Annotated in this window: 29 protein-coding genes; 28 read left to right on the forward strand and 1 reads right to left on the reverse strand. The window is 53.4% G+C overall.

Annotated features, from left to right (window positions below):
* The first annotated feature begins 175 nt into the window (after nucleotides 1-175).
* The 5 genes from ACTVDO_RS11450 to ACTVDO_RS11470 are packed head-to-tail and all read left to right on the forward strand — an operon-like array spanning nucleotide 176 to nucleotide 5,481.
* A complete protein-coding gene (locus ACTVDO_RS11450; RefSeq protein WP_442901565.1) occupies nucleotides 176-1,717 on the forward strand; it encodes a spore germination protein in 1,542 nt (513 codons plus the stop codon).
* Nucleotides 1,718-1,730: 13 nt separating this feature from the next.
* Nucleotides 1,731-2,882, forward strand: a complete 1,152-nt coding sequence (locus ACTVDO_RS11455) for a GerAB/ArcD/ProY family transporter (protein ID WP_020960342.1) — start codon at nucleotides 1,731-1,733, stop codon at nucleotides 2,880-2,882.
* Nucleotides 2,879-4,087 carry a Ger(x)C family spore germination protein gene (locus ACTVDO_RS11460; protein WP_020960341.1) on the forward strand — a complete coding sequence of 403 codons (1,209 nt, stop codon included), beginning with the start codon at nucleotides 2,879-2,881 and terminating at the stop codon, nucleotides 4,085-4,087. The genes ACTVDO_RS11455 and ACTVDO_RS11460 overlap by 4 nt, the downstream gene beginning before the upstream one ends.
* Nucleotides 4,084-4,311 carry a hypothetical protein gene (locus tag ACTVDO_RS11465; RefSeq protein WP_020960340.1) on the forward strand — a complete coding sequence of 76 codons (228 nt, stop codon included), beginning with the start codon at nucleotides 4,084-4,086 and terminating at the stop codon, nucleotides 4,309-4,311. The genes ACTVDO_RS11460 and ACTVDO_RS11465 overlap by 4 nt, the downstream gene beginning before the upstream one ends.
* Before the next feature lie 51 nt (nucleotides 4,312-4,362).
* A complete protein-coding gene (locus ACTVDO_RS11470) occupies nucleotides 4,363-5,481 on the forward strand; it encodes a GerAB/ArcD/ProY family transporter (RefSeq protein ID WP_442901566.1) in 1,119 nt (372 codons plus the stop codon).
* A 63-nt stretch (nucleotides 5,482-5,544) separates the two neighbouring features.
* Here ACTVDO_RS11470 and ACTVDO_RS11475 read toward each other — a convergent pair whose 3' ends face one another.
* On the reverse strand, nucleotides 5,545-5,679 hold the full coding sequence (locus tag ACTVDO_RS11475; RefSeq protein ID WP_020960338.1) for a YpzI family protein: 135 nt from the start codon (nucleotides 5,677-5,679) through the stop codon (nucleotides 5,545-5,547).
* Nucleotides 5,680-5,797: 118 nt separating this feature from the next.
* Here ACTVDO_RS11475 and ACTVDO_RS11480 point away from each other — a divergent pair, with 118 nt between their 5' ends.
* The 23 genes from ACTVDO_RS11480 (at nucleotide 5,798) to ACTVDO_RS11590 (ending at nucleotide 25,512) form a co-directional block, all read left to right on the forward strand.
* Nucleotides 5,798-6,394: a YphA family membrane protein gene (locus ACTVDO_RS11480; protein WP_020960337.1), complete on the forward strand. Its 597-nt coding sequence runs from the start codon at nucleotides 5,798-5,800 to the stop codon at nucleotides 6,392-6,394.
* Nucleotides 6,391-7,293 (forward strand): YIEGIA family protein, encoded by a 903-nt coding sequence (locus ACTVDO_RS11485; RefSeq protein ID WP_020960336.1) that lies wholly within the window; start codon nucleotides 6,391-6,393, stop codon nucleotides 7,291-7,293. Before ACTVDO_RS11480 ends, ACTVDO_RS11485 begins: the two co-directional genes overlap by 4 nt.
* Entirely contained in the window at nucleotides 7,283-7,468 is a 186-nt protein-coding gene (locus ACTVDO_RS11490; protein ID WP_020960335.1) for a capping complex subunit for YIEGIA, read from the forward strand. The genes ACTVDO_RS11485 and ACTVDO_RS11490 overlap by 11 nt, the downstream gene beginning before the upstream one ends.
* Before the next feature lie 239 nt (nucleotides 7,469-7,707).
* Nucleotides 7,708-9,018, forward strand: coding sequence for a ribosome biogenesis GTPase Der (gene der, locus ACTVDO_RS11495; protein ID WP_020960333.1), 1,311 nt, complete (start codon nucleotides 7,708-7,710; stop codon nucleotides 9,016-9,018).
* A 44-nt stretch (nucleotides 9,019-9,062) separates the two neighbouring features.
* On the forward strand, nucleotides 9,063-10,094 hold the full coding sequence (locus ACTVDO_RS11500; protein WP_442901567.1) for an NAD(P)H-dependent glycerol-3-phosphate dehydrogenase: 1,032 nt from the start codon (nucleotides 9,063-9,065) through the stop codon (nucleotides 10,092-10,094).
* Nucleotides 10,095-10,277: 183 nt separating this feature from the next.
* On the forward strand, nucleotides 10,278-10,481 hold the full coding sequence (locus ACTVDO_RS11505) for a DUF2768 domain-containing protein (RefSeq protein WP_020960331.1): 204 nt from the start codon (nucleotides 10,278-10,280) through the stop codon (nucleotides 10,479-10,481).
* 19 nt (nucleotides 10,482-10,500) lie between these two features.
* Entirely contained in the window at nucleotides 10,501-11,223 is a 723-nt protein-coding gene (locus ACTVDO_RS11510) for a hypothetical protein (RefSeq protein WP_442901568.1), read from the forward strand.
* Nucleotides 11,224-11,382: 159 nt separating this feature from the next.
* Complete coding sequence (gene spoIVA, locus ACTVDO_RS11515) at nucleotides 11,383-12,861, forward strand: stage IV sporulation protein A (RefSeq protein ID WP_020960329.1); 1,479 nt, start codon at nucleotides 11,383-11,385, stop codon at nucleotides 12,859-12,861.
* 525 nt (nucleotides 12,862-13,386) lie between these two features.
* Nucleotides 13,387-13,659 carry an HU family DNA-binding protein gene (locus ACTVDO_RS11520; protein ID WP_008879623.1) on the forward strand — a complete coding sequence of 91 codons (273 nt, stop codon included), beginning with the start codon at nucleotides 13,387-13,389 and terminating at the stop codon, nucleotides 13,657-13,659.
* 133 nt (nucleotides 13,660-13,792) lie between these two features.
* The gene (gene folE, locus ACTVDO_RS11525) at nucleotides 13,793-14,359 is read left to right on the forward strand and encodes a GTP cyclohydrolase I FolE (RefSeq protein WP_020960328.1); all 567 of its coding nucleotides are present in this window, start codon (nucleotides 13,793-13,795) and stop codon (nucleotides 14,357-14,359) included.
* Between the two features lie 12 nt (nucleotides 14,360-14,371).
* Nucleotides 14,372-14,596 carry a trp RNA-binding attenuation protein MtrB gene (gene mtrB / locus ACTVDO_RS11530; protein WP_442901569.1) on the forward strand — a complete coding sequence of 75 codons (225 nt, stop codon included), beginning with the start codon at nucleotides 14,372-14,374 and terminating at the stop codon, nucleotides 14,594-14,596.
* A gap of 114 nt (nucleotides 14,597-14,710) precedes the next feature.
* Complete coding sequence (locus ACTVDO_RS11535; protein ID WP_051391594.1) at nucleotides 14,711-15,490, forward strand: heptaprenyl diphosphate synthase component 1; 780 nt, start codon at nucleotides 14,711-14,713, stop codon at nucleotides 15,488-15,490.
* Between the two features lie 4 nt (nucleotides 15,491-15,494).
* Complete coding sequence (gene menG / locus ACTVDO_RS11540; protein WP_020960325.1) at nucleotides 15,495-16,199, forward strand: demethylmenaquinone methyltransferase; 705 nt, start codon at nucleotides 15,495-15,497, stop codon at nucleotides 16,197-16,199.
* 15 nt (nucleotides 16,200-16,214) lie between these two features.
* The gene (gene hepT / locus ACTVDO_RS11545) at nucleotides 16,215-17,177 is read left to right on the forward strand and encodes a heptaprenyl diphosphate synthase component II (protein WP_020960324.1); all 963 of its coding nucleotides are present in this window, start codon (nucleotides 16,215-16,217) and stop codon (nucleotides 17,175-17,177) included.
* Between the two features lie 98 nt (nucleotides 17,178-17,275).
* Complete coding sequence (gene ndk / locus ACTVDO_RS11550) at nucleotides 17,276-17,725, forward strand: nucleoside-diphosphate kinase (RefSeq protein ID WP_020960323.1); 450 nt, start codon at nucleotides 17,276-17,278, stop codon at nucleotides 17,723-17,725.
* A gap of 83 nt (nucleotides 17,726-17,808) precedes the next feature.
* Nucleotides 17,809-18,579: a CheR family methyltransferase gene (locus tag ACTVDO_RS11555; RefSeq protein WP_020960322.1), complete on the forward strand. Its 771-nt coding sequence runs from the start codon at nucleotides 17,809-17,811 to the stop codon at nucleotides 18,577-18,579.
* 98 nt (nucleotides 18,580-18,677) lie between these two features.
* Nucleotides 18,678-19,844 carry a chorismate synthase gene (gene aroC / locus ACTVDO_RS11560; RefSeq protein ID WP_020960321.1) on the forward strand — a complete coding sequence of 389 codons (1,167 nt, stop codon included), beginning with the start codon at nucleotides 18,678-18,680 and terminating at the stop codon, nucleotides 19,842-19,844.
* Between the two features lie 2 nt (nucleotides 19,845-19,846).
* Nucleotides 19,847-20,947: a 3-dehydroquinate synthase gene (gene aroB / locus ACTVDO_RS11565; protein ID WP_041267771.1), complete on the forward strand. Its 1,101-nt coding sequence runs from the start codon at nucleotides 19,847-19,849 to the stop codon at nucleotides 20,945-20,947.
* The gene (aroH, locus tag ACTVDO_RS11570) at nucleotides 20,944-21,324 is read left to right on the forward strand and encodes a chorismate mutase (RefSeq protein WP_020960319.1); all 381 of its coding nucleotides are present in this window, start codon (nucleotides 20,944-20,946) and stop codon (nucleotides 21,322-21,324) included. Before aroB ends, aroH begins: the two co-directional genes overlap by 4 nt.
* 230 nt (nucleotides 21,325-21,554) lie before the next feature.
* Nucleotides 21,555-23,081, forward strand: a complete 1,527-nt coding sequence (trpE, locus tag ACTVDO_RS11575; RefSeq protein ID WP_020960318.1) for an anthranilate synthase component I — start codon at nucleotides 21,555-21,557, stop codon at nucleotides 23,079-23,081.
* Nucleotides 23,075-24,094, forward strand: coding sequence for an anthranilate phosphoribosyltransferase (gene trpD / locus ACTVDO_RS11580; protein ID WP_020960317.1), 1,020 nt, complete (start codon nucleotides 23,075-23,077; stop codon nucleotides 24,092-24,094). Before trpE ends, trpD begins: the two co-directional genes overlap by 7 nt.
* Nucleotides 24,087-24,863 carry an indole-3-glycerol phosphate synthase TrpC gene (gene trpC / locus ACTVDO_RS11585; RefSeq protein WP_442901570.1) on the forward strand — a complete coding sequence of 259 codons (777 nt, stop codon included), beginning with the start codon at nucleotides 24,087-24,089 and terminating at the stop codon, nucleotides 24,861-24,863. Before trpD ends, trpC begins: the two co-directional genes overlap by 8 nt.
* Nucleotides 24,850-25,512 carry a phosphoribosylanthranilate isomerase gene (locus tag ACTVDO_RS11590; protein WP_442901571.1) on the forward strand — a complete coding sequence of 221 codons (663 nt, stop codon included), beginning with the start codon at nucleotides 24,850-24,852 and terminating at the stop codon, nucleotides 25,510-25,512. Before trpC ends, ACTVDO_RS11590 begins: the two co-directional genes overlap by 14 nt.
* The last annotated feature ends 65 nt before the right edge of the window (nucleotides 25,513-25,577 follow it).

Genomic DNA, 25,577 nt, shown 5'->3' on the forward strand with positions numbered 1-25,577 from the left:
ATAAAAGAGCAAGGAAAATACCCGTTTCGCGTCAATCCGTGCCCCCCGAAGCACGACAGGAAACAAAGTTCACCAGATTGCCTAACTTGAAAAATACTGATCTTAGTCCGGAGTCGCTGCTCCATGACCAGTTTGATCCATCAACGTGCACACGGCGAGGAAGAGGGGAAATGGCATGCGTTTTTTTCAAAGAAGAAAAAAAGGCAATCTGCCGCAGCTGGCGGCGGCAAAGCCCGGCGGCACACAAGACGCCCTAACGGCCGGCATCCATGATAATGTACAAAAGATAAAGAATATTTATAGAGATTGCATTGATGTCGTCTTCCGGTCTTTTCAAATCGCCGGAAATACAAGCGCGGTTTTGATTTATATTAACGGGCTCGTGAACATGGAAGAAATCAATGAAAATGTCCTCCGCCCGCTGATGAATCAACACTCGTCCGGCGGACAAGGTGCAACGCCCGCCGGGCAACTGTCTGTGACGGGCCTTCTCGAGCAACAATTGACCGTCGCGAAAGTCAACAAGGTGCAAACGATTGACGAGTGCATTCAGTCAATCGCCTCTGGCAACCCGGTGTTGCTCGTTGACGGACAAAGCGAAGGATTCGCCTTAGGGTTGTCCAAATGGGAAAAGCGAGCCATTGAAGAGCCCGTTGCCGAATCGGTGATTAGGGGTCCGCGCGAAGGATTCATTGAATCGTTGGAAACGAATCTTTCCTTATTGCGGCGTCGCATTCGCAGCCCGCTATTAAAAACGAAATCGGTCACCTTAGGCAAGTACACGAAAACAGAAGTCGTCATTTGTTATATGGAAGGCATTGCACCGGAGGCATTTGTCGCCGAAACGGAAAAAAGACTCGGGCGCATTGAATTGGACGGGGTGCTTGAAACCGGCTATCTTGAAGAGCTGATTGAAGATCATCCATACTCGCCGTTTCCACAAGTGTTAAATACAGAACGGTCGGATGTGGCGATTGCCAGTTTGCTTGAGGGACGCATTGTGATTGTACAAGATGGCAGCCCGTTCGTGTTAGTGATGCCGGTTTCGTTTTATTCTTTGCTCCAATCGAGCGAAGATTACTATCAGCGCACGTTGATCAGCACGCTCATTCGCTGGCTCAGGTATTTGTTTTTGTTGATTTCGTTGTTATTGCCATCAATATATATTGCGATTTTGACGTTTCACCAAGAAATGATTCCGACGAGCCTTTTATTAACGGTGGCGGCCTCGCGGGAACGGGTTCCGTTTCCGGCGCTCGTGGAAGCACTGATTATGGAAATCGTATTTGAAGCGTTGCGCGAAGCCGGTGTGCGGCTTCCGAAACAGACGGGGGCGGCGGTGAGCATCGTCGGGGCGCTTGTCATCGGCCAAGCGGCTGTTCAGGCCGGCCTTGTCTCCGCGCCGATGATTATGATTGTGGCGCTGACAGGGATTGCTTCGTTTGCGGTTCCGCGGTTTACAGCCGGGATTGCTTTGAGAATGTTGCGCTTTCCGATGATGTTTTTAGCCGGGTCGCTCGGGTTGCTTGGCATTATGCTCGGGGTGTTGCTAATTCTCATCCACATGGCCTCCCTTCGCTCCCTTGGCGTTCCGTATTTGAATGCCCATGTTCCGAACACGGACCATAAAGCGAAAGATGTGCTTGCCCGCACCCCGTGGTGGAAGCTGAACGCCTCCCCGCGCGTGAACGAGCGGCGGAATGAACGTCAAGGCTAAGGAGTGAAAAAGGATGGGAAATGGAAAAATCACGTCCGTGCAGATGATGTTGTTGTTGTATGCAACCGTTACTCCAACCGCTATTCTTCTCGTTCCGCAGGCGACCGCCCAGCATGCGAAACAAGATATGTGGCTGTCGCCGCTTTGGGCTTCAGTCATCGGTTTTTTAACCATATATGTTGTCGTTGAGTTGCACCGCCTTTATCCGAATAAAACGCTTATTGAATACAGTGTTGATATTGCCGGAACGTTTTTCGGCAAAATGATCGGACTGATGTTTATTTTGGTCCACATCCACGGAGCGGGGTTGGTCATTCGAGCTTATGGGGAGTTTATTGTCGGCCACTTTTTGTTTCATACACCGCTCAGTTTTGTGATGGGAACGATGGTGTTCGTTTGTGCTGTCGCCGTCCGCAGCGGAATGGAGGTGCTCGGGTGGCTGGCGAAAATCTTTGTGCCTCTTACGGTCGTTTGGTTTGTCATTATCGTGCTATTGTTGTTCCCGGATATGGATGGAAAAAATATGCTGCCGGTGTTTGAGAAAGGACTGTGGCCATCGATCAAAGGCTCAATTGTTCCGCAAGGATGGTTTAGCCAATGCGTGTTGGCCGCCTTTTTTCTCCCGTATCTTTTAGATCAGCGCAACGGGCGAAAATGGGGGCATATAGCCGTCGCATGTATTGCCGTGACATTGCTAATTACGAATGTGACAGCTTTATTCGTTTTAGGAAATGTGGTGGAAGACTTTATTTATCCGGTGATGACCGCTGCCCGTTACATCAGCGTCGCCGGCTTTCTCGAGCATGTTGAAGTCATCATCATGGCCATTTGGGTTGCCGGTGCGTTTTTAAAAATCGCTGTCTTTTATTATGCCGTCGTCCTGTCGCTAGCCCAGTGGCTCCGTATGGACGAATACAAACCGCTCGTTTTTGCCGTTGGCTTTTTCTTGTTTTTCGTTTCGATTTGGTCGGCGCGCGATGTCATGGAGCTCGGTCGGTTTGTCGGGACGGCTAACGCGTTTTACATCATGTTCACCGATACGGCAATCCCGTTGCTTCTGTTGTTGATGGCCAAATGGCGAAAACGGTCGGTTTTCCGTGTCACTGCCGCACAAGGGAAAAAAGAGCATCATGATCAGACCGGAGAAAAGGGAGGACAGCCATGATGATCGGAGGCAAAGCGCAACGGGCGGTTGCCCTTCTTCTCATCAGCATCAATCTCATCGTGCTGGGCGGCTGTTGGGATCGCAAGGAAGTGAATGATATCGCTCTCGTGCTTGGAATCGGCATTGATCAAGTGAAAAACGGCAAGATCAGGCTGACGGTAGAGATCGCTGTGCCGCGGGTCATCGGCGGGGGACAAGGGGCAGGCGGAGGCGGAGGAGGGGGCGGGCAAGGGGAAACGATCGTCCGGTCAGGGACGGGAATCACGATTGCCGACGCCATTGCCCAATTGCAGGAGCGGCTGCCCCGTCGCCTGTTTTGGGGGCATATGAAAGTGATCGTGTTTGGGGAAAGGATAGCGAAAGCCGGTATTCGTGAGCATCTTGACTTTTTAGTTCGCCATCCGCAAACCCGCATTCGTTCCAATGTGTTAGTCAGCAAAGGAACGGCGAAAGGTGTGCTTGAGCTGATTCCGCCCATTGAGCAAAGCTCATCGGAAGTGTTGCGGGAGATGGCTGAGTCAAGGACGCTGTTGCGCAAAACCGTGAAAGAAACGCTGCAAATGCTTAGCGGCGAAGCGGAAGCCGCCTTGCTCCCGATGGTGAAAGTGCTGCCGCCGGAAAAGGGGAAGAAAGAAATAGAGACGGTCGCGTTTATTTATGGTACAGCCATTTTTAAGAAAGATCGGATGGTTGGGCAAATTGATGATTATGCAACGCGCGGTGTGCTTTGGATCCGCAATGAAATCAAACAGGCTCATGTAACGGTGAAGATCCCCGGGGAAAAAGGAAGCATTACGTCGAGAATGATCCGTTCGCATACGGATATAGTGCCGAAATATGAGAAAGGGAGATGGAAAATCGTCGTCAATGTGACAACGGAAGATGACATTGTATTAAATGGAACAAAGTTGAACTTATTAAGCGAGAAGAACGTGAAGCGGGTGGAAAAACAGCTCGAGAAAGACATCGACCGGCGGATGCGGCACGCTCTAAATCAAGTGCAAAAAGAGATGAACGTCGATGTGTTCGGCTTTGCTGAGGCCATTCATAAAAAATATCCATGGCAATGGCGGCATCTGAAAAAGCGTTGGGACGATCTGTTTCCTGACTTGCCTGTCGAATTGAACACAACCGTGAGAGTGCGTCGGCCGGGAATGAACTTCCCTCCGCAAGGCTTGCCTGAACAAGAGGTGAAAACATCGTGAAAATTTGGCTGATGATCGGCATGGCGCTCATCGTGATCTTGATTTGGTGGTACGAATGGTCCCGGCTTGGCCGGGAGAAAAAAAAGGAGAAGGCGGCTGTCGCCGTTTTGCTTTGCCTGACCATGCTGCTGGGGGTCATATTGATCATCAATCCAGAACTTCCTGGACCGACGCAGGCGGTAAACTGGTTGTTCCGCCCTCTTGGAAAAATGTTAGAAAAGTAAAGGCGCTGCCTGTGCGGAACAAATAGGAGACGGCAAGGGAGTGGACGGTCATTGGAAAAAGGGAAAATCACATCCACACAAATGATGCTGCTGCTCTATCCGGCCATTGTGGCCACCGCTATTTTGCTCGTCCCGGGAGTGACGGCCCAGCACGCCGAGCAAGATATGTGGCTGTCACCGTTTTGGGCTTCGCTTATCGGCTTTTTGACCGTGCATCTGTCGGTTCAGCTGCACGGTCTTTATCCGAAAAAAACGCCGATTGAATACAGTGTGGAAATTTTGGGCTGGTTTTTCGGAAAACTAGTCGGGCTGCTTTTTTTGTTGTTTTATTTTCATGTTACGAGCATTATCATCCGCGAATATGGAGAGTTTGTCGTCGGCAACTTTTTGTTTCACACGCCCATTCAGTTTGTGATGGGAACGATGGTGTTCGTTTGCGCTGTCGCCGTCCGCAGCGGGGTGGAAGTGCTCGGCCGGCTGGCACAAATTCTTGTGCCCGTCGTCATTGTGTTGTTGGTCATTATTGTGCTCTTGTTGCTTCCGGATATCGACCCGGAAACGATGTTGCCGATGTTTGAAAACGGGCTTTGGCCGTCGATCATGGGGGCGGCCACTCCGCAAAGCTGGTTTAGTGAATGTTTTTTGATGGCGTTTTTGCTCCCGCATGTGATTGATGAAGATCATGGGCGAAAATGGGGAAATATCGGGGTCATCGCGGTCATGCTTACACTCTTTTTCACCAATTTAGTGACCCTTTTTGTGTTTGGAAACACTACCGGGCAGTTCGTATATCCGGTGATGAGCGTTGTCCGCTATATTAGCATCGCTGATTTTCTCGAACATGTCGAGGCGGTCGTCATGGCGCTTTGGGTTGTCGGTGTCTTTTTGAAAATTTGCGTCTTTTACTATGTGTCTGTGTCCGCTATGGCTCTTTGGCTCGGGCTGTCGCAATACAAGCCGCTCGTATTTGCGGCGGGATGTATGTTATGGCTTTGTTCCATCTGGTCGGCGCGAGATTTAATAGAGATGACCCATTTTTTAGGGACGAGCGGCTCATTTTATTTGACGTCTGTGCAGACAGTTATTCCGTTCATTCTTCTAGTCATCGCGAAATGGCGGAAACGGGCGGCTTCTTCTTCAACGGCCGCCTCGAACGGGCAAGAAAAGTAGCGCTTGCCGTCTTTTTAGCCATGAATGTAAAGCCGGCCGCATTCCTAAGCGGCCGGACTTTTTTTAGGATCTGTTCCGCCCGCGCGCTTCGTCCGGCGTATCAAGCCGGGCTGCGCCTTTGTAGGCGAACGACTGGTCGCGGTCTGACTCAACGCGCCGCGATTGTTTCAGCTTTTTCTCTTGCCGGTCTTTTCCCACCGCACCCCGCTCCTTTCTCTATGAATGTCATTTTTACTATGGCCGGGCGCTCTTTTTTCTATGCATGAATGAACGGTCGTAAAAGATGACATAATGGACATAATAAGGGGTGGAAAATGTGGAAGGGATTTATTTTTACTTCTTTTTTTGGTTCATATGGATTGTTGCCACCTTTTTTATGAAAAAGACGGGCGAACGGACGAAGCTGGCGGCGTTTGCCCTTGTGATGATCAGTTCCGCATCCTTGACGGTGGAAATCGGTGTTGTCCGCGCCCCACTGGCGTTTTTCATTCTTTTTTTATGTTCTTGTTATGCGGCCATTGAGCGGCGGCCGTGCAGTCTGCCGTTTCTGGCGCTGTCGGCGTCCGGCTTGGCGTTTGCCTACGCTGCTTTCCGCCTGCTCGCCTTGTTTGATCCGGTTTGGATTTGGCTTGACGGCCAGTGGATGCTCGCCTGGTGGCTCGTTATCGTCAGCGGCTTGTTTCACCGCCGTCTTGCCGCCCGCCTTCTTTGTTTGGCGCTTGGCGGCTGCCAAGGGGAAGCGGTATACGCCATCGCCATTCACCGCATGGCGCCCGGTTATGTGCTCGGTTCGTTCTCGTTTTTCGATGCAGCAGCCATCAGTGCGTCATGCTTGCTCATTTGGGAAATGATCCGTTTTCTGTCGCTCCAGCTTGAGGAAAAACGGCCTGTAAGGGGGACGAGACAGCCGTGAATGAATATACGTTTCCGATTTTATACGGCGTTGCTGTCGGGGTGCTAACGCGTCTTTATTTGTTGCGCACCGATTATCGGCAATATCCGACATACTTGCACGGGCGGACAATTCATATCGCGTTAGGGGCCATCGCCGCCGGCTTAGGGACAGTCGCTGTGCCGGCGATTATGGAGAAGGAGTTTGCGGCGATTACGTTTTTGGCCCTCGCGGCTTCGCAGTTTCGCGACGTGCGCAATATGGAGCGCAATACGTTAAATGAACTTGATCAGTACGAATTAGTGCCGCGCGGAAAAACATACATTGAAGGCATTGCCATTGTGTTTGAAGGGCGGAACTATTTAGTCATTTTCGTCTCCTTTTTATCGACGCTCTTTTATTTAGTGTGGAACGTTTGGGCGGCGCTCGCGGCCAGCGCCATCGGCATGATGGTGGCGCGACAGTTTATGAGCGGAAGCCGGCTGAAAGACATCGCCGATGTCAAGTATGTGAAGCCCCATTTTGAGGGGGCGGGTTTGTATGTCGACGACATTTATATTATGAACATCGGCTTGCCGGCGAGGAGGGAAGAAATTTTGCGCTATGGGATGGGCTTTATTTTAACACCGAAAAATTTCAACGCCCGTACGACGATCGCCAACCTTGGCCAGCGGCAGGCGATTTTGCACGATGTGTCGACGGCCCTCGGCATTTACCGCGATTCCGGGACGCCGGCGCTTGTGCCGCTGGCTAAACGTGATTTAAACGACGGGCGCGTCGGCATTTTCGTTTTGCCCCAAGTCGAGGATGTCGAGAAGGCGAAGGCGGTCATCGAGAACGTCCCGGTGTTGGAAAACGCCATCCGCATGCCGGGTGAGCGGCGCTGGAAGCGGAGAGGAGGGCGCGGTCATGACACATGAAAAAATGATTTTGGCGGTCATTACGATGAACGGTGAAACGGTCGCCGGGGGTGCGCCGATCTTTGTTTGCCGCACGAAGGAGGAAATGGAGCGAATCGCTGCCAATTTGGAGGCGATTTTGGACGGCATCGCCCATGAACTCGGCGACGGGCTGCTTGTGATCGTCAAGCATTAGGCGGTTGTTGGGCGGTCTGCTTTTTGATAAAATAAAGCAGTTGTAGCACGTTTTGGTTCCCCGCCCAGCACCTCCCCACATGTTGAAAGATGATGGGCGATAAAGGAGGATAATGCTGTGTGCCGGATGGCAAAGGCACGGATCGCCGGGCCTGCTTGACGGGAATGAACCTCTGTCTTGAAAAGAGGGTGTTTTGGCAAGAGCAAGCGAAGCAAAACTGAGAATAAAAGGGTGATAGCATGGCAAATCCAGTTGTGGCGATTGTCGGCCGGCCGAATGTGGGAAAATCAACGATTTTCAACCGCATTGTCGGAGAGCGCATTTCCATTGTCGAAGACGTGCCCGGTGTGACGCGCGACCGCATTTACAGCAGCGCCGAATGGCTGAACCATACGTTTTACTTAATCGACACCGGCGGCATTGACATCGGCGATGAGCCGCTGCTCGTACAAATTCGCCAGCAGGCGGAAATAGCCATTGATGAAGCCGATGTCATTATTTTTATGACGAACGGCCGCGACGGTGTGACAGCCGCCGATGAGGAAGTGGCGAAGCTATTGCGCCGGTCGAACAAGCCGGTCGTGCTCGCCGTGAACAAAATCGACAACCCGGAGATGCGTGAGTTAATTTACGATTTTTATGCGCTCGGCTTCGGGGAGCCGTACCCGATTTCCGGAGCGCATGGGACGGGGCTTGGCGATTTGCTTGACGCCGTCGCCCGCCATTTTCCAAAAGGGGCCGCCGAGGAGTATGAAGAGGACGTGATTAAGTTTTGCCTCATCGGCCGTCCGAACGTCGGCAAATCGTCGCTCGTCAACGCCATTTTAGGAGAAGAGCGGGTCATTGTCAGCGACATTGCCGGCACGACGAGGGACGCGGTGGACACGTCGTTTGTGCGCGAGGGCCAAGAATATGTTATGATTGATACGGCAGGAATGCGCAAGCGCGGAAAAATTTACGAAAGCACGGAAAAATATAGCGTGTTGCGTGCGCTAAGAGCCATTGAGCGTTCTGATGTTGTGCTCGTTGTCTTAAACGCGGAGGAAGGCATTATCGAACAAGATAAAAAAATCGCCGGATATGCGCATGAAGCCGGGCGCGGGGTGATTCTCGTCGTCAATAAATGGGACGCCGTCGAAAAAGACGACAAAACAATGGTCGAATTTGAACGGAAAATCCGCGATCATTTTCCGTTTTTGGACTATGCGCCGATTTTATTTGTGTCGGCGAAGACGAAACAGCGGCTCCATAAGCTGTTGCCGCTCGTGCAGCTTGTCAGCGACAACCATGCGATGCGCGTCCAGACGAACGTGCTCAATGAAGTCATTATGGATGCGGTGGCGATGAACCCGACGCCGACACATAACGGGCGGCGCCTCAAAATTTATTACATGACGCAAGTCGCCGTTAAGCCGCCGACGTTCGTCGCCTTTGTCAATGATCCGGACTTGATGCATTTTTCATACGAACGGTTTTTGGAAAACCGCATCCGCGATGCGTTTGGCTTCGAGGGCACACCGATCAAAATCATCGCCCGCCCGCGGAAATAAGAAACGCGGAGGCCGCGACAATCGGATAAAGGAAGTGGGAAACGATGGAAAACATCGCTGTATTGGGCGCCGGAAGCTGGGGGACGGCGCTGGCGCTCGTTCTGGCTGACAACGGGCACCGCGTTCGGCTTTGGGGGCAGCGGGCTGAACAGATCGAGGAAATCAACGAACAGCGGACAAATGAAAAGTATTTGCCGGGCGTTCGCCTGCCGGAAGCGATCGACGGCTATCATGATCTTTGCGCTGCGCTTGACGGCGTGTCCGTAGCGGTGCTCGCTGTGCCGACAAAAGCGATCCGCGACGTGCTGCAAAAAGCGCGCGTGTGCTTGGCGGCGCCGGTCACCGTGGTCGCCGTCAGCAAAGGAATCGAGCCGGGGACGCATAAGCGCGTGTCGGAAATGGTCGTCGAAGAAATGGGCGAATGGCTCGAGGACGTCGTTGTCCTTTCCGGGCCGAGCCATGCTGAGGAAGTGGTGCTCCGCCACCCGACGACGGTGGCGGTGTCATCGCCGAATATGGAGGCGGCGCGGCGCATTCAAGATTTATTTATGAACCGCCACTATTTTCGCGTGTATACGAATCCTGACTTAGTCGGCGTCGAAGTCGGCGGGGCGCTGAAAAATATTATCGCCTTGGCGGCCGGCATCAGCGACGGGCTCGGCTATGGGGATAATGCGAAAGCGGCGCTCATCACAAGAGGGCTCGCCGAGATTGCCCGCCTCGGCTGCGCGCTTGGTGCCAATCCGCTCACGTTTTCCGGGCTGGCCGGGGTCGGCGATTTGATTGTCACATGCACAAGCGTCCATTCCCGCAACTGGCGGGCCGGCCATATGCTTGGACAAGGGAAAAAACTGGATGATGTACTCGAAAGCATGGGGATGGCTGTCGAAGGGGTGCGGACAACAAAAGCAGCTTACGAGCTGGCGAAAAAACTCGGTGTGAAAATGCCGATTACCGAAGTGCTCTATGAAGTGCTGTTTGCCGGAAAAGATCCGAAGGAAGCGGTCGATTCGCTTATGGCGCGCGGAAAAAAGCAGGAAATGGACGATTTAATGAACATTTTTGCCGAACAGTAACGCCGAAAATAGGCGGATGGCGGTACAAGTCGTCCGTGTTTTGCATACAATATGACGAACCATCATCGGCTTGAGCTTCCGGAAGGGTATAAGGTGATGCTGAAGTAAAGAAAGCCCCGCTTTACTTCAGCTTTTTTTATGGCGATGCTATAATAATTGTTGTCGAAAAAAGGAGGAGCGTGTATGTCACCGGCTTTAGCAAAAATGTGGATCGCCATCGCCTCAATGGTGTTTATGTTTATTTCTGTCGGTTTCATTTATTTGAGCCGCTACAAAATCAACATTCGCTGGCTTCGCTTTTTGCTGGCGCTTGTCGCCTACGTCTTGTTGATTCTCGCCGGCATCATCATTATTTTTGTCGTGTTTAGTGGCCCGACACCGCAATAGGCAAAGGATGGAGGAGGTTATGAAACAAATCGCTTATTTGCTGTTGACTTGCTTGTTTCTCGTCCCGCTTTCCGGGTGTTTGTATCCGCAGGAACGGCTGAAACAAAATCAAATCCCTTACAAAGATCAAGTGGCGGCCGTCCAATCGGCGGTCGACGAATACCGGAAGGCGACCGGCGGACTGTTGCCGATTAAAACACGCGATATGAAAACACCAGTTTACTTAAAGTACCCAATTGATTTCCAAAAACTCGTTCCGCGCTACATGCAGGAACCGCCGGGAAACGCCTATGAAAGCGGGGGTGTCTTTCAATATGTGATTATTGATGCGGAAACGAACCCGACGGTCAAGCTCCTTGATTTGCGCTTGGCCGAGCGCATCCGCGATTTGAAGCTGCGGCTGAGGATGTATACGGACGAGCACCGTTATCCGCCATTTCAAGATGTCGCTGCGCCAGGTGTATTTACACTTGATTACAAAAAACTCGGCTACAAAGAGCCGCCGTATGCCGTCAGCCCGTTTTCCGGCAACAATTTGCCGTTTGTCATCGATGGCAGCGGGGAAATTTACATTGATTACCGTTCCGACCTGTACGCTGCCTTAAAAAAGTATCCACACCATTACAAGCCTGGCGATGACATTCGTGCCCTTTTGACAGATCATTCTCTCTTTGTACCGGCGTACTCCCTTCCGTATACCATCGATGCCAAAACGAACGAGCCGATTTTTTTCACGAAATGAGTCATCATCCCTTCTCTAGGAAAATACATTCTAGAGAAGGGATTTTTCATCGCTTTTTAGTCATAACCGAATAGGACAACATCATATGCATATAGTGTCCTATCATACTAGTTAATTCAGTTGTTTCTGATAACGACCGAAGGACTGGAGGGGAGTCATTTGGAAAAGGTCGATATTTTTAAAGATATCGCCGAGAGGACCGGCGGCGACATTTATCTAGGGGTTGTCGGCGCTGTCCGTACCGGAAAATCGACGTTTATTAAGCGGTTTATGGAGCTTGTTGTCATTCCGAACATTAAAAACGAAGCCGATAAAGCGCGCGCCCAAGACGAACTGCCGCAAAGCGCTGCCGGTAAAACAATTATGACGACGGAACCGAAATTCGTGCCAAACCAGGCGGTGACGGTGAAAGTCGATGACGGGCTTGAAGTCAACATTCGTCTTGTCGACTGCGTCGGCTATGCTGTGCCTGGCGCGAAAGGGTACGAAGATGAAAACGGCCCGCGGATGATCCATACCCCTTGGTATGAAGAGCCGATTCCGTTCCAAGAGGCGGCGGAAATCGGGACAAGGAAAGTCATCCAAGAACATTCAACGATCGGGGTCGTCATTACGACAGACGGCTCGATCGGGGAAATTCCGCGCCACGATTACGTAGAAGCCGAGGAGCGGGTCATTGGTGAGCTGAAGGAAGTCGGCAAGCCGTTTATTATGGTCGTCAACACTGTTCGGCCGCACCATCCGGAAACGGAAGCGCTCCGCCGCGAGCTTGCTGAAAAGTACGACATTCCGGTGCTCGCCATGAGTGTGGAGAGCATGCGCGAGGCCGATGTGTATAGCGTGCTTCGTGAAGCATTGTATGAATTCCCGGTGCTTGAGGTGAACGTTAACTTGCCGAGCTGGGTGATGGTGCTTCGTGAAGACCATTGGCTGCGTGAAAGTTATCAAGAGGCCGTGCGCGATACGGTGAAAGACATTAAGCGGCTGCGCGACGTCGACCGGGTCGTCCAGCAGTTTGCCGAGTATGACTTTATCGAAAAGGCGCAGCTTGCCGGCATTGAAATGGGGCAAGGGATTGCTGAAATCGACTTGTATGCGCCGGATGAGCTGTACGACCAAATTTTAAAAGAGATCGTCGGCGTCGAGATTCGCGGCAAAGACCATCTGCTTCAGCTTATGCAAGACTTCGCCCATGCAAAAGCGGAGTACGACCAAATTGCTGACGCGTTGAAGATGGTCAAACAAACAGGTTACGGCATTGCCGCGCCGGCGCTGTCCGACATGAGTCTTGACGAGCCGGAGATCATCCGTCAAGGGTCGCGCTTTGGCGTCCGCCTCAAGGCGGTCGCACCATCGATCCATATGATCAAAGTCGACGTCGAATCGGAATTTGCTCCGATTATCGGAACGGAAAAACAGAGCGAGGAGCTCGTCCGCTATTTAATGCAAGATTTTGAAGACGATCCGCTGTCGATTTGGAACTCCGACATTTTCGGCCGCTCGCTCAGCTCGATCGTCCGTGAAGGCATTCAGGCGAAACTCGCGCTCATGCCGGAAAACGCCCGCTACAAGCTGAAAGAAACGCTCGAACGCATCATCAACGAAGGTTCCGGCGGTCTCATCGCCATTATTTTATAGAAAAGCGGAGGCGCCGAGGTCAGCTCCCCAATCGGGGGGCTTTTTTTTGTCCGTTGATCTTTCACGGGAGAAAAAATCGCTGAAACCCTTGAGAAATAAGGATTGGCACTTGATTATGCGCATGGCGTTATGGTAATCTTTTATCTGAAATCGTTGTTTTGGTGAAATATGCCTAAACTTGGCCGTTTTGGCGAAAAAAATGTTGAATTATCGCGGTAAATTGGTTAAGATTAGGCATGTCACCGCATCTTGGCGGAAGGAAGCCAGTTCCTCCGCTTCCTCGGCCCCATGTTGAAGGGTCGGCGTTGAACGGCCAAGGGGGCGCCTCAACCGGCGGCGCAGGCGCATTTCCCGTCAGTCTTTCTGAACGAAAGTAGAATGATTGGCTGCACCGGTGCGGCGCTTGTTCTTTCATGCGCCAACCTTTTCGCCGCCAGAGCTGTTAACGTCTATGTATAGAAAGGCAGAAAAGTGTGCACAAATGGTAGTAAACAAGATGAACTCCCTTGGGAGGAGGTGAATGGCATGAACAAGACGGAATTGATCAACGCGGTAGCTGAAACAAGCGGTCTTTCCAAAAAGGATGCAACAAAAGCCGTTGATGCGGTATTTGATTCGATTACAGAAGCGCTGCGAAAAGGCGATAAAGTACAATTAATCGGCTTTGGGAACTTTGAAGTGCGCGAGCGCGCCGCCCGGAAAGGACGCAACCCGCAAACGGGCGAAGAAATGGAAATTCCGGCAAGCAAAGTTCCTGCATTCAAACCGGGCAAAGCATTAAAAGATGCTGTAAAATAAGCCTACATAGCCAAAGCAGGAGCTCAGGAGGGAAGGGCAGGTGATCACCCGCCCTTCTTTTTTGTTTTTTTTTGCTCCCTATGCTAGAATCGGATTACATGCAGCTTTTATGACGCAGGAGGATGTTGTTTGTATGCCAGAGATCAATTATGAGCAAATTGAATATGCAGTCCGCCTCATCCTAGAAGCGATCGGTGAGAATCCAAACCGCGAAGGGTTGATCGATACGCCGAAACGGGTGGCGAAAATGTATGCCGAAGTGTTCGCCGGGTTGCAGGAAGACCCGAAGCAGCATTTTCAAACGGTATTCAGCGAGGAGCACGAGGAGCTCGTGCTCGTCAAAGATATCCCGTTTTATTCGATGTGCGAACATCATTTAGTGCCGTTTTTCGGTGTTGCCCATGTCGCCTATATTCCGCGGGAAGGAAAAGTGACCGGGTTAAGTAAGCTCGCCCGGGCTGTCGAAGCGGTGGCGCGCCGCCCGCAACTGCAAGAGCGCATCACGGCGACGGTCGCCGATTCGATCGTCGAAGCGCTCGAACCGCACGGGGTCATGGTTGTGGTGGAGGCCGAGCATATGTGTATGACGATGCGCGGCGTAAAAAAACCGGGGGCGAAAACGGTCACAACAGCGGTGCGCGGCGTATTTGAAACGGACGCTAACGCCCGGTCCGAAATCCTTTCGTTAATTAAAGTGTAAGGAGGACAAACGATGTATACGAACACGGATTTTGTCGTCATTAAAGCGCTCGAAGACGGGGTGAACGTCATTGGGCTGACGCGCGGCGCGGATACAAGGTTTCACCATTCAGAAAAGCTCGATAAAGGCGAAGTGTTGATCGCCCAGTTCACGGAGCATACATCGGCGATTAAAGTGCGGGGCAAGGCGTATATTCAAACGCGTCATGGCACAATCGAATCGGAAGGGAAAAAGTAACCCGGCAAATTTCTAGCAAACTAGAGCGTTTTCGACAAAATTATGTTATAATTAAGTCCGTTATTGCGGTGCGGATATTTTTCGGGGACAAGGGTGATTCGTGTGAATGACATCATGGTGAAATTGGCGTCATTAAAGGAAGAAATCGAACAGCTGCTTGACCATCCGTATTTGCGCGAGCATATGCCGGCGCCGATTGTCGATGAAGACCGGCTGCTGTTGGCGCTGTCGATGCTTGCCGACGCTCCGGCGGCGCCGAACGAGGCGGATCGGTACATCATCGCCATGATGATTGTGCAGATCGCCCTTGATACCCATGACGAGGTGACGGATGGCGGCAATGACTTGCGGACGCGACAGCTTGTCGCCCTCGCCGGCGACTTGTACAGCGGGCTGTATTACGATTTGCTGGCGCGTTCGGGCGATATCGCGCTCATCCGTTCGTTCGCCGAGGCGATCCGCGACATTAACGAACAAAAAGTGCGTCTTTATGAAAAAAAGGCGGAGCGAATCGAGGCGCTGTTTGCGGCGGTCGGCACGATCGAATCAGCGTTGCTTGCAAAATTTGCCGACCGCATGGCGGTGCCGCAATGGGGGCAGTTTGCCTATCATTACTTGCTGCTGCGGCGCCTGCTCCCGGAGCGGGAAGCGTTCGTCCGTACCGGAACATCGGCGTTCTTTGAGCAAATGGCGCATATTGCGTTTCCGCGGGCGAAGGTGAGGACGAACGAGCAGCAGCGGTATTTGCTTCGCCTTTGCAACCGCTATATCGATCATTGCAAGGAAGCGCTGTTCGCGGCGAAATTGTCGCCGAACGGCCTGCTGCAGCTCCGTGTGACCGAGCTTTCCGGCGGATTTTCAGCCATCGCCAAAAAGACGGTGGAAGAAGGGTAGAATGATGCATCAATCAAAGGAAGAGCGAGTCCATCGTGTGTTTGAAAAAATTTCCGCTCATTATGATCGGATGAACTCTGTCATCAGCTTTCGCCGCCATTTAAAATGGCGCGAAGATGTGATGAGGCGGATGAATGTGCAAAAAGGGAAAAAAGCGCTCGATGTGTGCTGCGGGACGGCCGACTGGGCGATCGCTTTAGCCGAAGCGGTCGGACCGGAGGGGGAAGTGTACGGTCTTGATTTCAGCGAAAACATGTTAAAAGTCGGCGAGCAAAAGGTGAAAGAGCGAGGCTTGCGCAACGTGAAGCTCATTCATGGCAACGCCATGCAGCTGCCGTTTCCTGACAATTCGTTCGATTACGTGACAATTGGCTTCGGTTTGCGCAACGTCCCTGATTACATGACGGTGCTGAAAGAAATGCACCGCGTCACGAAGCCGGGCGGCATGACCGTCTGTTTGGAAACGTCGCAGCCGACGCTGTTCGGCTTCCGCGAGTTTTACTATTTTTATTTCCGGTTTATTATGCCGCTGTTCGGCAAGCTGTTGGCGAAAAGCTATGAGGAGTACTCATGGCTGCAAGAGTCGGCGCGTGAATTTCCAGGCCGGGATGAGTTGGCGGACATGTTTCGCGCCGCCGGCTTTGTCGATGTCGAAGTCAAACCGTACACGTTCGGCGTGGCGGCGATGCATTTAGGCTATAAACGATGAGTTAAGGTGAACATCATGAAGTTAAAGGCGATGTATTCGTTTTTAAGCGATGATTTGGCGGCGGTCGAACGAGAGCTCGAGCAGACCGTTCGGTCGGAATACGGGCCGCTTGGGGAGGCGTCGCTGCATTTATTGCAAGCGGGCGGAAAGCGGATCCGTCCCGTTTTTGTCTTGCTGGCCGCCCGTTTTGGCCATTATGATCCCGAGCGGATCAAACATGTAGCGGTAGCGCTCGAACTGATTCATATGGCATCGCTCGTCCATGACGATGTGATCGACGATGCCGACTTGCGCCGCGGTCGGCCGACGATCAAGGCGAAATGGAGCAACCGGTTTGCCATGTATGCGGGCGATTATTTGTTTGCCCGTTCGCTTGAACGAATGGCGAAACTTGACGACCCACGCGCTCACCAAGTGCTCGCGAAAACGATTGTCGAAGTATGCCGCGGAGAAATTGAACAAATTAAGGACAAATACCGGTTTGACCAGCCGCTTCGTACATATTTGCGGCGCATCCGCCGAAAAACGGCGCTGTTAATCGCTGCCAGTTGTCAGCTTGGAGCGCTTGCCGCCGGCGCTCCGGAATCGGTGGCCAAACGGCTGTATTGGTTTGGCCATTACGTCGGCATGTCGTTTCAAATTACGGATGACATCCTCGATTTTACCGGCACGGAAGAGCAGCTTGGCAAGCCGGCGGGAAGCGACTTGCAGCAAGGAAACATCACCCTCCCGGTGCTGTATGCGCTTTGTGATGAACGGATGAAAGCGGTGATCACCGCCGTCGGTCCGGAAACAGGGGCCGATGAAATGGCGGCTGTCATTTCCGCCATTAAGCGGACGGACGCCATTGACCGGTCGTACGCGCTAAGCGACCGCTACCTTGAAAAAGCGCTCCGTCTGCTCGGCGAATTGCCTGCCAATCAAGCGCGCACCCTGTTGCATGATCTTGCCCTCTACATCGGGAAAAGGGAGTATTAACGCTTTCAAGGACATTGTTGCCAATGGCGTGAAACAATGATACTATGGTGAAGGGGAACCCGTTTCCTCGTACATACGACAGTAGGGGTGGAGAGTCAATGACAGAACGGACATTTTTAATGGTAAAGCCAGACGGGGTTCAGCGCAATTTGATCGGCGAAATTGTCTCCCGCTTTGAAAAAAAGGGCTTTCAGCTTGTCGGCGCAAAGCTGATGCAAGTGTCGCGCGATCTGGCTGAACAGCATTACGCCGAACATAAAGAGCGCCCGTTTTTCGGCGAGCTAGTTGATTTTATTACATCGGGGCCGGTGTTTGCGATGGTGTGGGAAGGTGAAAACGTGATCGCCGCCGCCCGGCAAATGATGGGGAAAACGAACCCGCAAGACGCCGCACCGGGCACGATCCGCGGCGACTTCGGCTTGACGGTCGGCAAAAACGTCATTCACGGTTCCGACTCGCCGCAAAGCGCGGAGCGCGAAATCAACTTGTTCTTCAAAGAAGAAGAACTCGTTACGTATACGAAACTGATGAACGAATGGCTATATTAATTGCGAAGACCGGCCACAATCTGGCCGGTTTTTGCCATTTTATAGAGCAAGATGACATGATGAACGGGAGAGGGACAACGGTGATGGATGATTATGCGCAATTTATGGCGAAAGTGAAGCGAAAAACCGGTATCGATCTTTCACTGTACAAAGAGGCGCAAATGAAGCGGCGGCTGGCGTCGCTGTATACAAAAAAGGGGATGAGCAGTTTTGCTGAGCTGTTCGCCGCGATGGAAAAAAATCCGGAGCTATGGCATGAATGTTTAGATCGGATGACCATTAACGTATCCGAATTTTACCGCAATGCCAAACGGTGGGAGGTGCTCGAGCGCATCATTTTGCCGCGGCTGTTGGCGGAAAATCCGCGCCCAAAAGTATGGAGCGCCGCCTGCTCAACCGGCGAGGAGCCGTATACGCTCGCGATGGTGCTTGCGAAACACGTGCCGCTTCACCGTGTGTCGGTGTTGGCGACCGACATTGACGAAAATGCGCTCGCCCGTGCACGCTTCGGACTGTACAGCGAACGGTCGCTCGCCGAGCTGCCGGAGGAGATGAGAAAAAAGTTTTTTACGAAAGACGGGCAGTATTATAAAATAGATGAAAAGATCAAACAAACGGTCACGTTCCAAAAGCATAATTTGCTCGCCGATCCGTTTCCGCAACGATTGGATTTGATCGTTTGCCGCAATGTGCTCATTTATTTCACCGAAGAGGCGAAACGGGGGCTGTACCAAAAATTCCATGATGCGCTTCGGCCGGGCGGCGTGCTGTTTGTCGGCAGCACGGAGCAAATTTTCAATCCCGGTCTCTATGGGTTTGAAGTCGAGGAAACGTTTTTTTACCGGAGAAAATAGCGGGTTTCCCGCCTTTTTTTACAGAAACTATTTTCATTTTTTAAATTTATGATATATTTTTACATAAACGCGTTAAAGAACTGAAGGGAGAGACACACATGCGTTATTTGACGGCAGGGGAGTCGCACGGGCCGCAATTGACGGCTATTTTGGAGGGGGTGCCGGCCGGGCTCGAGCTTCGGGCTGAGCATATTAATAAAGAGCTGGCGCGTCGACAGAAAGGGTATGGGCGCGGCCGGCGCATGCAAATTGAAAAAGATGAGGTCAAAATCGTCGGCGGCGTCCGGCACGGCCAAACGCTCGGCTCGCCGATTGCCCTCGTTGTCGAGAACCGCGATTTTCAACATTGGCAAACGATTATGGCCGTCGGGCCGATTGATGACGAGACGGAAGTAAAGCGGAAAGTGACGCGCCCGCGCCCGGGCCACGCTGATTTAAACGGGGCTTTGAAATACGGGCATCGCGATATGCGCAATGTGCTCGAGCGCTCGTCAGCAAGGGAAACGACGGTGCGCGTAGCCGCCGGAGCGGTGGCGAAACGCATTTTGGAAGAGGTCGGCATCCGCGTCGCCGGACATGTGCTAGAAATCGGCGGGGTGCGCGCCGAGAAGCTTGATTACCGCTCGCTTGATGAATTGCAGGCAGTGACGGAGGAATCACCGGTGCGCTGTTTTGATGCCGAGGCGGGGCAAAAAATGATGGAAGCAATCGATTTGGCGAAGAAAAACGGCGATTCGATCGGCGGCATCGTTGAAGTGATCGTCGAAGGCGTTCCGGCCGGGGTCGGCAGCTACGTCCATTACGACCGGAAGCTCGATGCGAAAATCGCTGCGGCCATCGTCAGCATTAACGCCTTTAAAGGCGTCGAGTTCGGAATCGGATTTGAAGCGGCGCATCGCCCGGGAAGCGAAGTGCACGATGAAATTATTTGGAGCCCGGACCAAGGTTTTTCGCGCCGGACGAATCGGGCGGGCGGCTTTGAAGGCGGGATGACGACCGGGATGCCAATCGTCGTGCGCGGGGTGATGAAGCCGATTCCGACGTTGTACAAGCCGCTTGAGAGCGTCGACATCGACACGAAAGAACCGTTTACGGCGAGCATTGAGCGCTCGGACAGCTGCGCGGTGCCGGCGGCGAGCGTCGTCGCTGAGGCGGTCGTCGCCTGGGAAGTGGCGGCAGCGATCGTCAGTCAGTTCGGGCAAGACCGGATCGACTTGATCAAAGAAAACATTGAGCGCGCCCGCCGCTACGCAAGGGAGTTTTAATGATGATCGAACGGACGATTGAAACGGCAACAAAGCAATATCCGCTCCTTTTAGGCGACGGGGCGGCCCGCGCATTGCCGCGCCTCCTCCGGGCGCTTGCCTGCCCGCCGGGGACGAAACTGTTTATTGTCACCGACGATGCAGTGGCGCCTCTTTATTTGGATGAGGTGCGTGCCATGCTTGCCGCCGCTGATTATGACGTGTACGCCTACATCATTCCAAGCGGCGAGGCGGCGAAGTCGTTTGACAACTATTACGCCTGCCAGACGGCGGCGCTTCAGTGCGGCCTTGACCGCCGCTCGGTCATGATTGCGCTTGGCGGCGGCGTCGTCGGCGATTTAGCCGGCTTTGTCGCGGCCACTTATATGCGCGGCATCCGCTACATTCAAATGCCGACGACACTTTTGGCTCATGACAGCGCCGTCGGCGGCAAAGTAGCGATCAACCATCCGCTTGGCAAAAATATGATCGGCGCCTTCCATCAACCGGAAGCGGTTGTGTATGATACGGCTTTTTTGCGCACGCTGCCTGAGCGCGAGCTCCGGTCGGGATTTGCCGAAGTCATCAAGCATGCGCTCATCCGCGACCGCCGCTTTTACGACTGGCTGCGGGCGGAAGTGAAGACGCTCGCCGATTTGCAAGGGGAGAAACTCGCTTACTGCATTGAAAAAGGCATCGACATTAAGGCGTCCGTCGTGCGCGAAGATGAAAAAGAAACCGGGGTGCGCGCCCATTTGAATTTCGGCCATACGCTCGGTCATGCGCTTGAAAGTGAACTCGGCTACGGCACGCTTACGCACGGCGAGGCGGTTGCGATCGGCATGCTGTTTGCCGTGTTTGTCAGCGAACGGCTTTATGGCCGCTCGTTTGCCGAGCACCGCTTCGCCGACTGGTTTGCCGGGTACGGGTTTCCGGTGTCGCTGCCGGCAACGGTGGAAGCCGGCCGGCTGCTTGAGAAAATGAAAGGCGACAAAAAAGCGTACGCCGGGACGGTGCGAATGGTGCTCTTGCGCGAGATCGGCGATGTCGAAGTCGTGGAACTCGAAGACGACAAGCTGCTCGCGTGGTTGGAGAAGTTTGCCGGACAGGGGGGAGGACGATGATTCGCGGCATTCGCGGAGCAATTACGGTTGAGCGAAATGAGGCTGAAGAGATTGTGGCCGCAACGGAAGCGCTCGTGCGCGAAATGATTCAGGCGAACGGGGTCGTCGCCGACGACGTTTCGTTTGTGCTCATTTCCGTTACCGATGACATCACCGCCGCGTTTCCGGCGCAAGCGCTGCGCCGGATTGACGGCTGGACGTACGTGCCGGTCATGTGCACAAGAGAAATTCCGGTGCCCGGCTCATTGCCGCGCTGCATTCGCGTCATGATGACGGTGGCGACAGAGAAAAAGCAAGAGGAGATTTGCCATGTGTACTTAAAGGATGCGGCCGTGCTGCGCCCGGATTTATCGTTGACAAAAAAAACAGAAATGTAATATAGTTAAAATAACTTCTTTGCCCGCCGACGGATGGGGCTGGAAGAAGCAGAGCAAGAGCTGAGAACGAGTGTAGGGTAGATGAGAATGAGCGAGTTTAGCTGAGGTGAGCGTTGGTTTCCATTCGCTGACATCTGCCCAAAGACGGCTGTCTTTGGGCGTTTTCTTTCCCCATTTCCGCCTCATAAACCCTCATTCTCCGCCCATTGATCATGAGGGGAGGAGAAGGGATGTCCATCGATAGGCTGGCCGCTTTTTTAGCGGATGCCAACGAGTTTCGCACCATCCCGATTGTGCGCAAATTTTTAGCCGATGTTATTGAACCGCTTGGAGTATTTGCCAACTTGCATGATGAGGCTGTGTTTTTGCTTGAAAGCAAAGATGACGAGTCGCCGTGGGCGCGCTATTCGTTTATCGGCGTAGCGCCGTTTTTGACGCTTGAGAGCGAGACAGGGGAAACGTTTTTGCTCAAAGACGAAAACGGAAACGAGCAAATGGCGGCGTCGACGTTGAAAGAGGCGTTTCAAGCGGTTGAGCAGACGCTTCGCGTCAAGCCGCTCGCCGAAACGGTGCCGTTTACGGGCGGTGCAGTCGGCTTTTTAGGCTATGACTTTATTTCCGCCATTGAAAAAGTTCCCCGTCATCGTGCTCGCGATCTAGCTGTGAAAGCCGGGTATTTCGTATTTTGTGAGTCGCTGTTCGCTTTTGACCACGAAAAGCGTGAGTTGTCGCTCATCCATTATATCCGGTTGAAGGGTCATGAAACGGTGCATGAGAAAATAGAGATGTACCGCGCTGCCGAGCAACGCCTCGCCGCACTGGCGGCGAAGGCGGTGCGCCCTCGAATCGAGCAGCCGCTGCTGCCGGCAGAGGGGGAAGCCGGGCGGATCGTCTCGTTTGCCGAAGCTGTGTCAAATTATGAAAAAGAACAATTTTTGCAAGACGTAGAAACGGCAAAACAGTATATTGCGGCCGGTGATGTGTTTCAAGTGGTCTTGTCGCAGCGCTTTTGCATGCCGGTTCGCGCGGGCGGCTTTGCCGTCTATCGGCTGCTTCGCCATATTAATCCGTCGCCATACATGTTTTATTTCCGGTTTGATGATATCGAAATTGTCGGCAGTTCTCCGGAAAAGCTCATCCAAGTGCGCAACCGACGTGTTGAAATCGATCCGATCGCCGGAACGAGGCGGCGCGGGCGGTCGCCGGAAGAGGACGAGAAGCTTGCCGATGAGCTGTCCAATGACCCGAAGGAACGGGCCGAGCATTATATGCTCGTCGATTTGGCACGCAATGATATCGGCCGCGTAGCAAAATATGGAACTGTCAAGACGCCGGTCTTAATGGAAATCGGAAAATTTTCCCACGTGATGCATTTAATTTCGAAAGTCGTCGGCGAGCTCAATGATGACGTCCACCCGATCGATGCGCTGCTCGCCGCTTTCCCGGCCGGGACGGTGAGCGGAGCACCGAAAGTGCGGGCAATGCAAATTTTACAAGAGCTTGAGCCGACCGCCCGCGGGTTGTACGCCGGGGCGATCGCGTACATCGGCTTTGACGGCAATATTGATTCGTGCATCGCCATTCGGACGGCGGTTCTCAAAGATGGCTATGTATACGTGCAGGCCGGCGCCGGCATCGTCGCCGACTCCGTCCCGGAACTTGAGTGGAAAGAGACGCGCAATAAAGCAAGCGCCTTAATGAACGCCATTGAACAAGCGGAACGATTATTGGCTAAAGGGGAGAGGATCGTATGTTAAAACGGCTGCTTTCCAAATGTGCAGAAGGGAAAACGTTGACAGAAGAAGAAGCATATGAGGCGATGGCCGCCGTCATGGATGGAGAGGCGACAGACAGCCAAATCGCGAGTTTGTTGTCGATGCTGCGCCTGCGTGGGGAGACAATCGATGAACTGACAGGGTTTGTGCGGGCAATGCGTGACCGGATGATGGCGATTGATGTCGGCAATGATGTGATTGACACGTGTGGCACAGGCGGCGACGGAGCGGCGACGTTCAACGTTTCAACAGCCGCGGCGATCGTTATTTCCTCGCTCGGCGTCAAAGTTGCCAAACACGGCAACCGCGCTGTCTCGTCAAAAAGCGGCAGCGCTGACGTGCTTGAGCGGCTCGGCATTGACATTCAATCGTCGCCGGACGCTGCCAAACAGGCGTTGGAAACGAAAGGGTTAACGTTTTTGTTCGCCCCCTTGTATCATGCAGCCATGAAACATGCCAGCGGGCCGCGAAAAGAAATCGGCTTTCGCACCGTTTTTAACTTGATCGGTCCGCTCGCCAATCCGGCGCGTTGCAAGCGGCAAGTCGTCGGTGTCTATTCGACCCGCTACGCCGAGAAATTGGCGGAAACGATGCGCCGTCTCGGTTCGGAACATGTGCTGTTCGTCACCGGCCGCGACGGGCTTGATGAGTGCAGCATTGCTGCAGAAACCGATGTTGTTGAATTGAAAGGTGGGGAGATCCGCCGCTTTGTGATCACACCGGAAGAAGTCGGGTTGCCGCGCGGTGAGCTCGCTGATGTGCAAGTGCGTAATCCGGAAGAAAGCGCCGCATTGCTTGAAGCGGTCATGACCGCAACGGCGCCGGCGAGCGCCATGAATATCGTCGCCTTAAACGCCGGCGTCGCCTTGTACGCGGCCGGCAAGGCCGGGACGATCGCCGATGGGGTGGCGATGGCGAAGGACGCCATTTTGTCCAAAACGGCGTACGAACAGCTGCAGCGTCTGCGTGTAAAGGAAGTGATCCACGGTGCTTGAGCAAATTTTAGCAACCAAACGGGAAGAGATGGAAACGTTGACCATGCCTGAACCGTTGCCGGAGCCGAAGCGTCGTCCGTTTGCCGCGGCGCTACGCCGGCCGCGGCGGGCGCTCGGCCTGATCGCTGAAGTGAAAAAAGCGTCGCCGTCAAAAGGTCTCATCCGCGCTGATTTTGATCCGGCGGCCATCGCTAAGGCGTACGAGCGCGCCGGGGCCGATGCGATCAGCGTGTTGACGGATGAACGCTATTTTCAAGGGCACCGCGACTATTTGCGCCTCGTGAAAGAAACCGTAAACATTCCGGTGCTGCGCAAAGATTTCATCATTGACCGCCGGCAAGTGGAAGAAAGCGCCCGGCTTGGGGCGGATGCGATTTTATTGATCGGCGAAGCGCTGCCGACGGAAACGCTCAAAGCGCTCTACGACGAGGCGTACAGCATCGGGCTTGAATGCTTAGTAGAAGTGCATGCGAAAGAGACACTAGAGCGCGTGTTAGATCGGTTTACGCCGGAAGTAGTCGGCATTAACAACCGCGATTTGCACACGTTTATTACAACACTTGAGGCGACAAAAACACTCGCTTCCCTCATTCCGCCGTCGTGCGTCATCGTCAGCGAAAGCGGGATCGGTTCATACAGTGATGTGCAGACGGTCCGTTCATATGGGGCACAGGCGATGCTTGTCGGCGAGTCGCTCATGCGCCAAGCCGATGTTGAGCGGGCGGTATACCGGCTGTTCGGAGAGGATGATGGCAATGGTCCGGCTTAAATATTGCGGCAACCGCTCGGCAGATGATGTGCAAATCGCGCTCGCGAGTGGAGCTGATTATCTTGGCTTTATTTTCGCTGAAAGCAAGCGGCGCGTCTCGCCCGCTGAGGTGAAGCGCTGGCTGGCGTCAGCGCCGCTTGGCGGCAAACAGCTTGTCGGAGTGTTCGTCAATGCCGCGGCGGAGCAAATCGCTGCTGTGGCCGCTGCCGTGCCGCTTCATATCATCCAATGCCATGGCCGGGAAACGCCAGCGGAGCTGCAAGCGGTCAAAGAGGTGACCGGCCTGCCGGCTTGGAAGGCGATTCATCACGGCAGCGGGGCGCTTGACGCCATGCGGCAATACGCCGGAATTGTTGACGGCTACGTTGTCGACAGTCGCGTCGCCGGCGCGTGGGGAGGGACAGGTGTCTCCTTTGACTGGGAGGCGGTGCCGCGCTATTTGGAAGAGGCGGCGCGCCAAGGCGTGCCGTGCTTTATCGCCGGCGGCATCACGCCGGACAATGTCGAACGGCTGCTCGCCTATCGTCCCACCGGCATCGACATTAGCAGCGGCATTGAAACGGACGGGCGCAAAGACCCGGCCAAGATGAAGCAGATTGAAGCAAAAATCAAACAATGTTCTCAAGAAACAGCATGGGAAGGGCGTTAAAAGGTGTGACGTGCCTCGGCGGCGCAGCGACGCTGCACCGCCAACGGACAAGCACATGCCGCCCT

This window comes from Geobacillus sp. BK01, assembly GCF_052220245.1.
In the GTDB taxonomy this organism is placed as follows: domain Bacteria; phylum Bacillota; class Bacilli; order Bacillales; family Anoxybacillaceae; genus Geobacillus.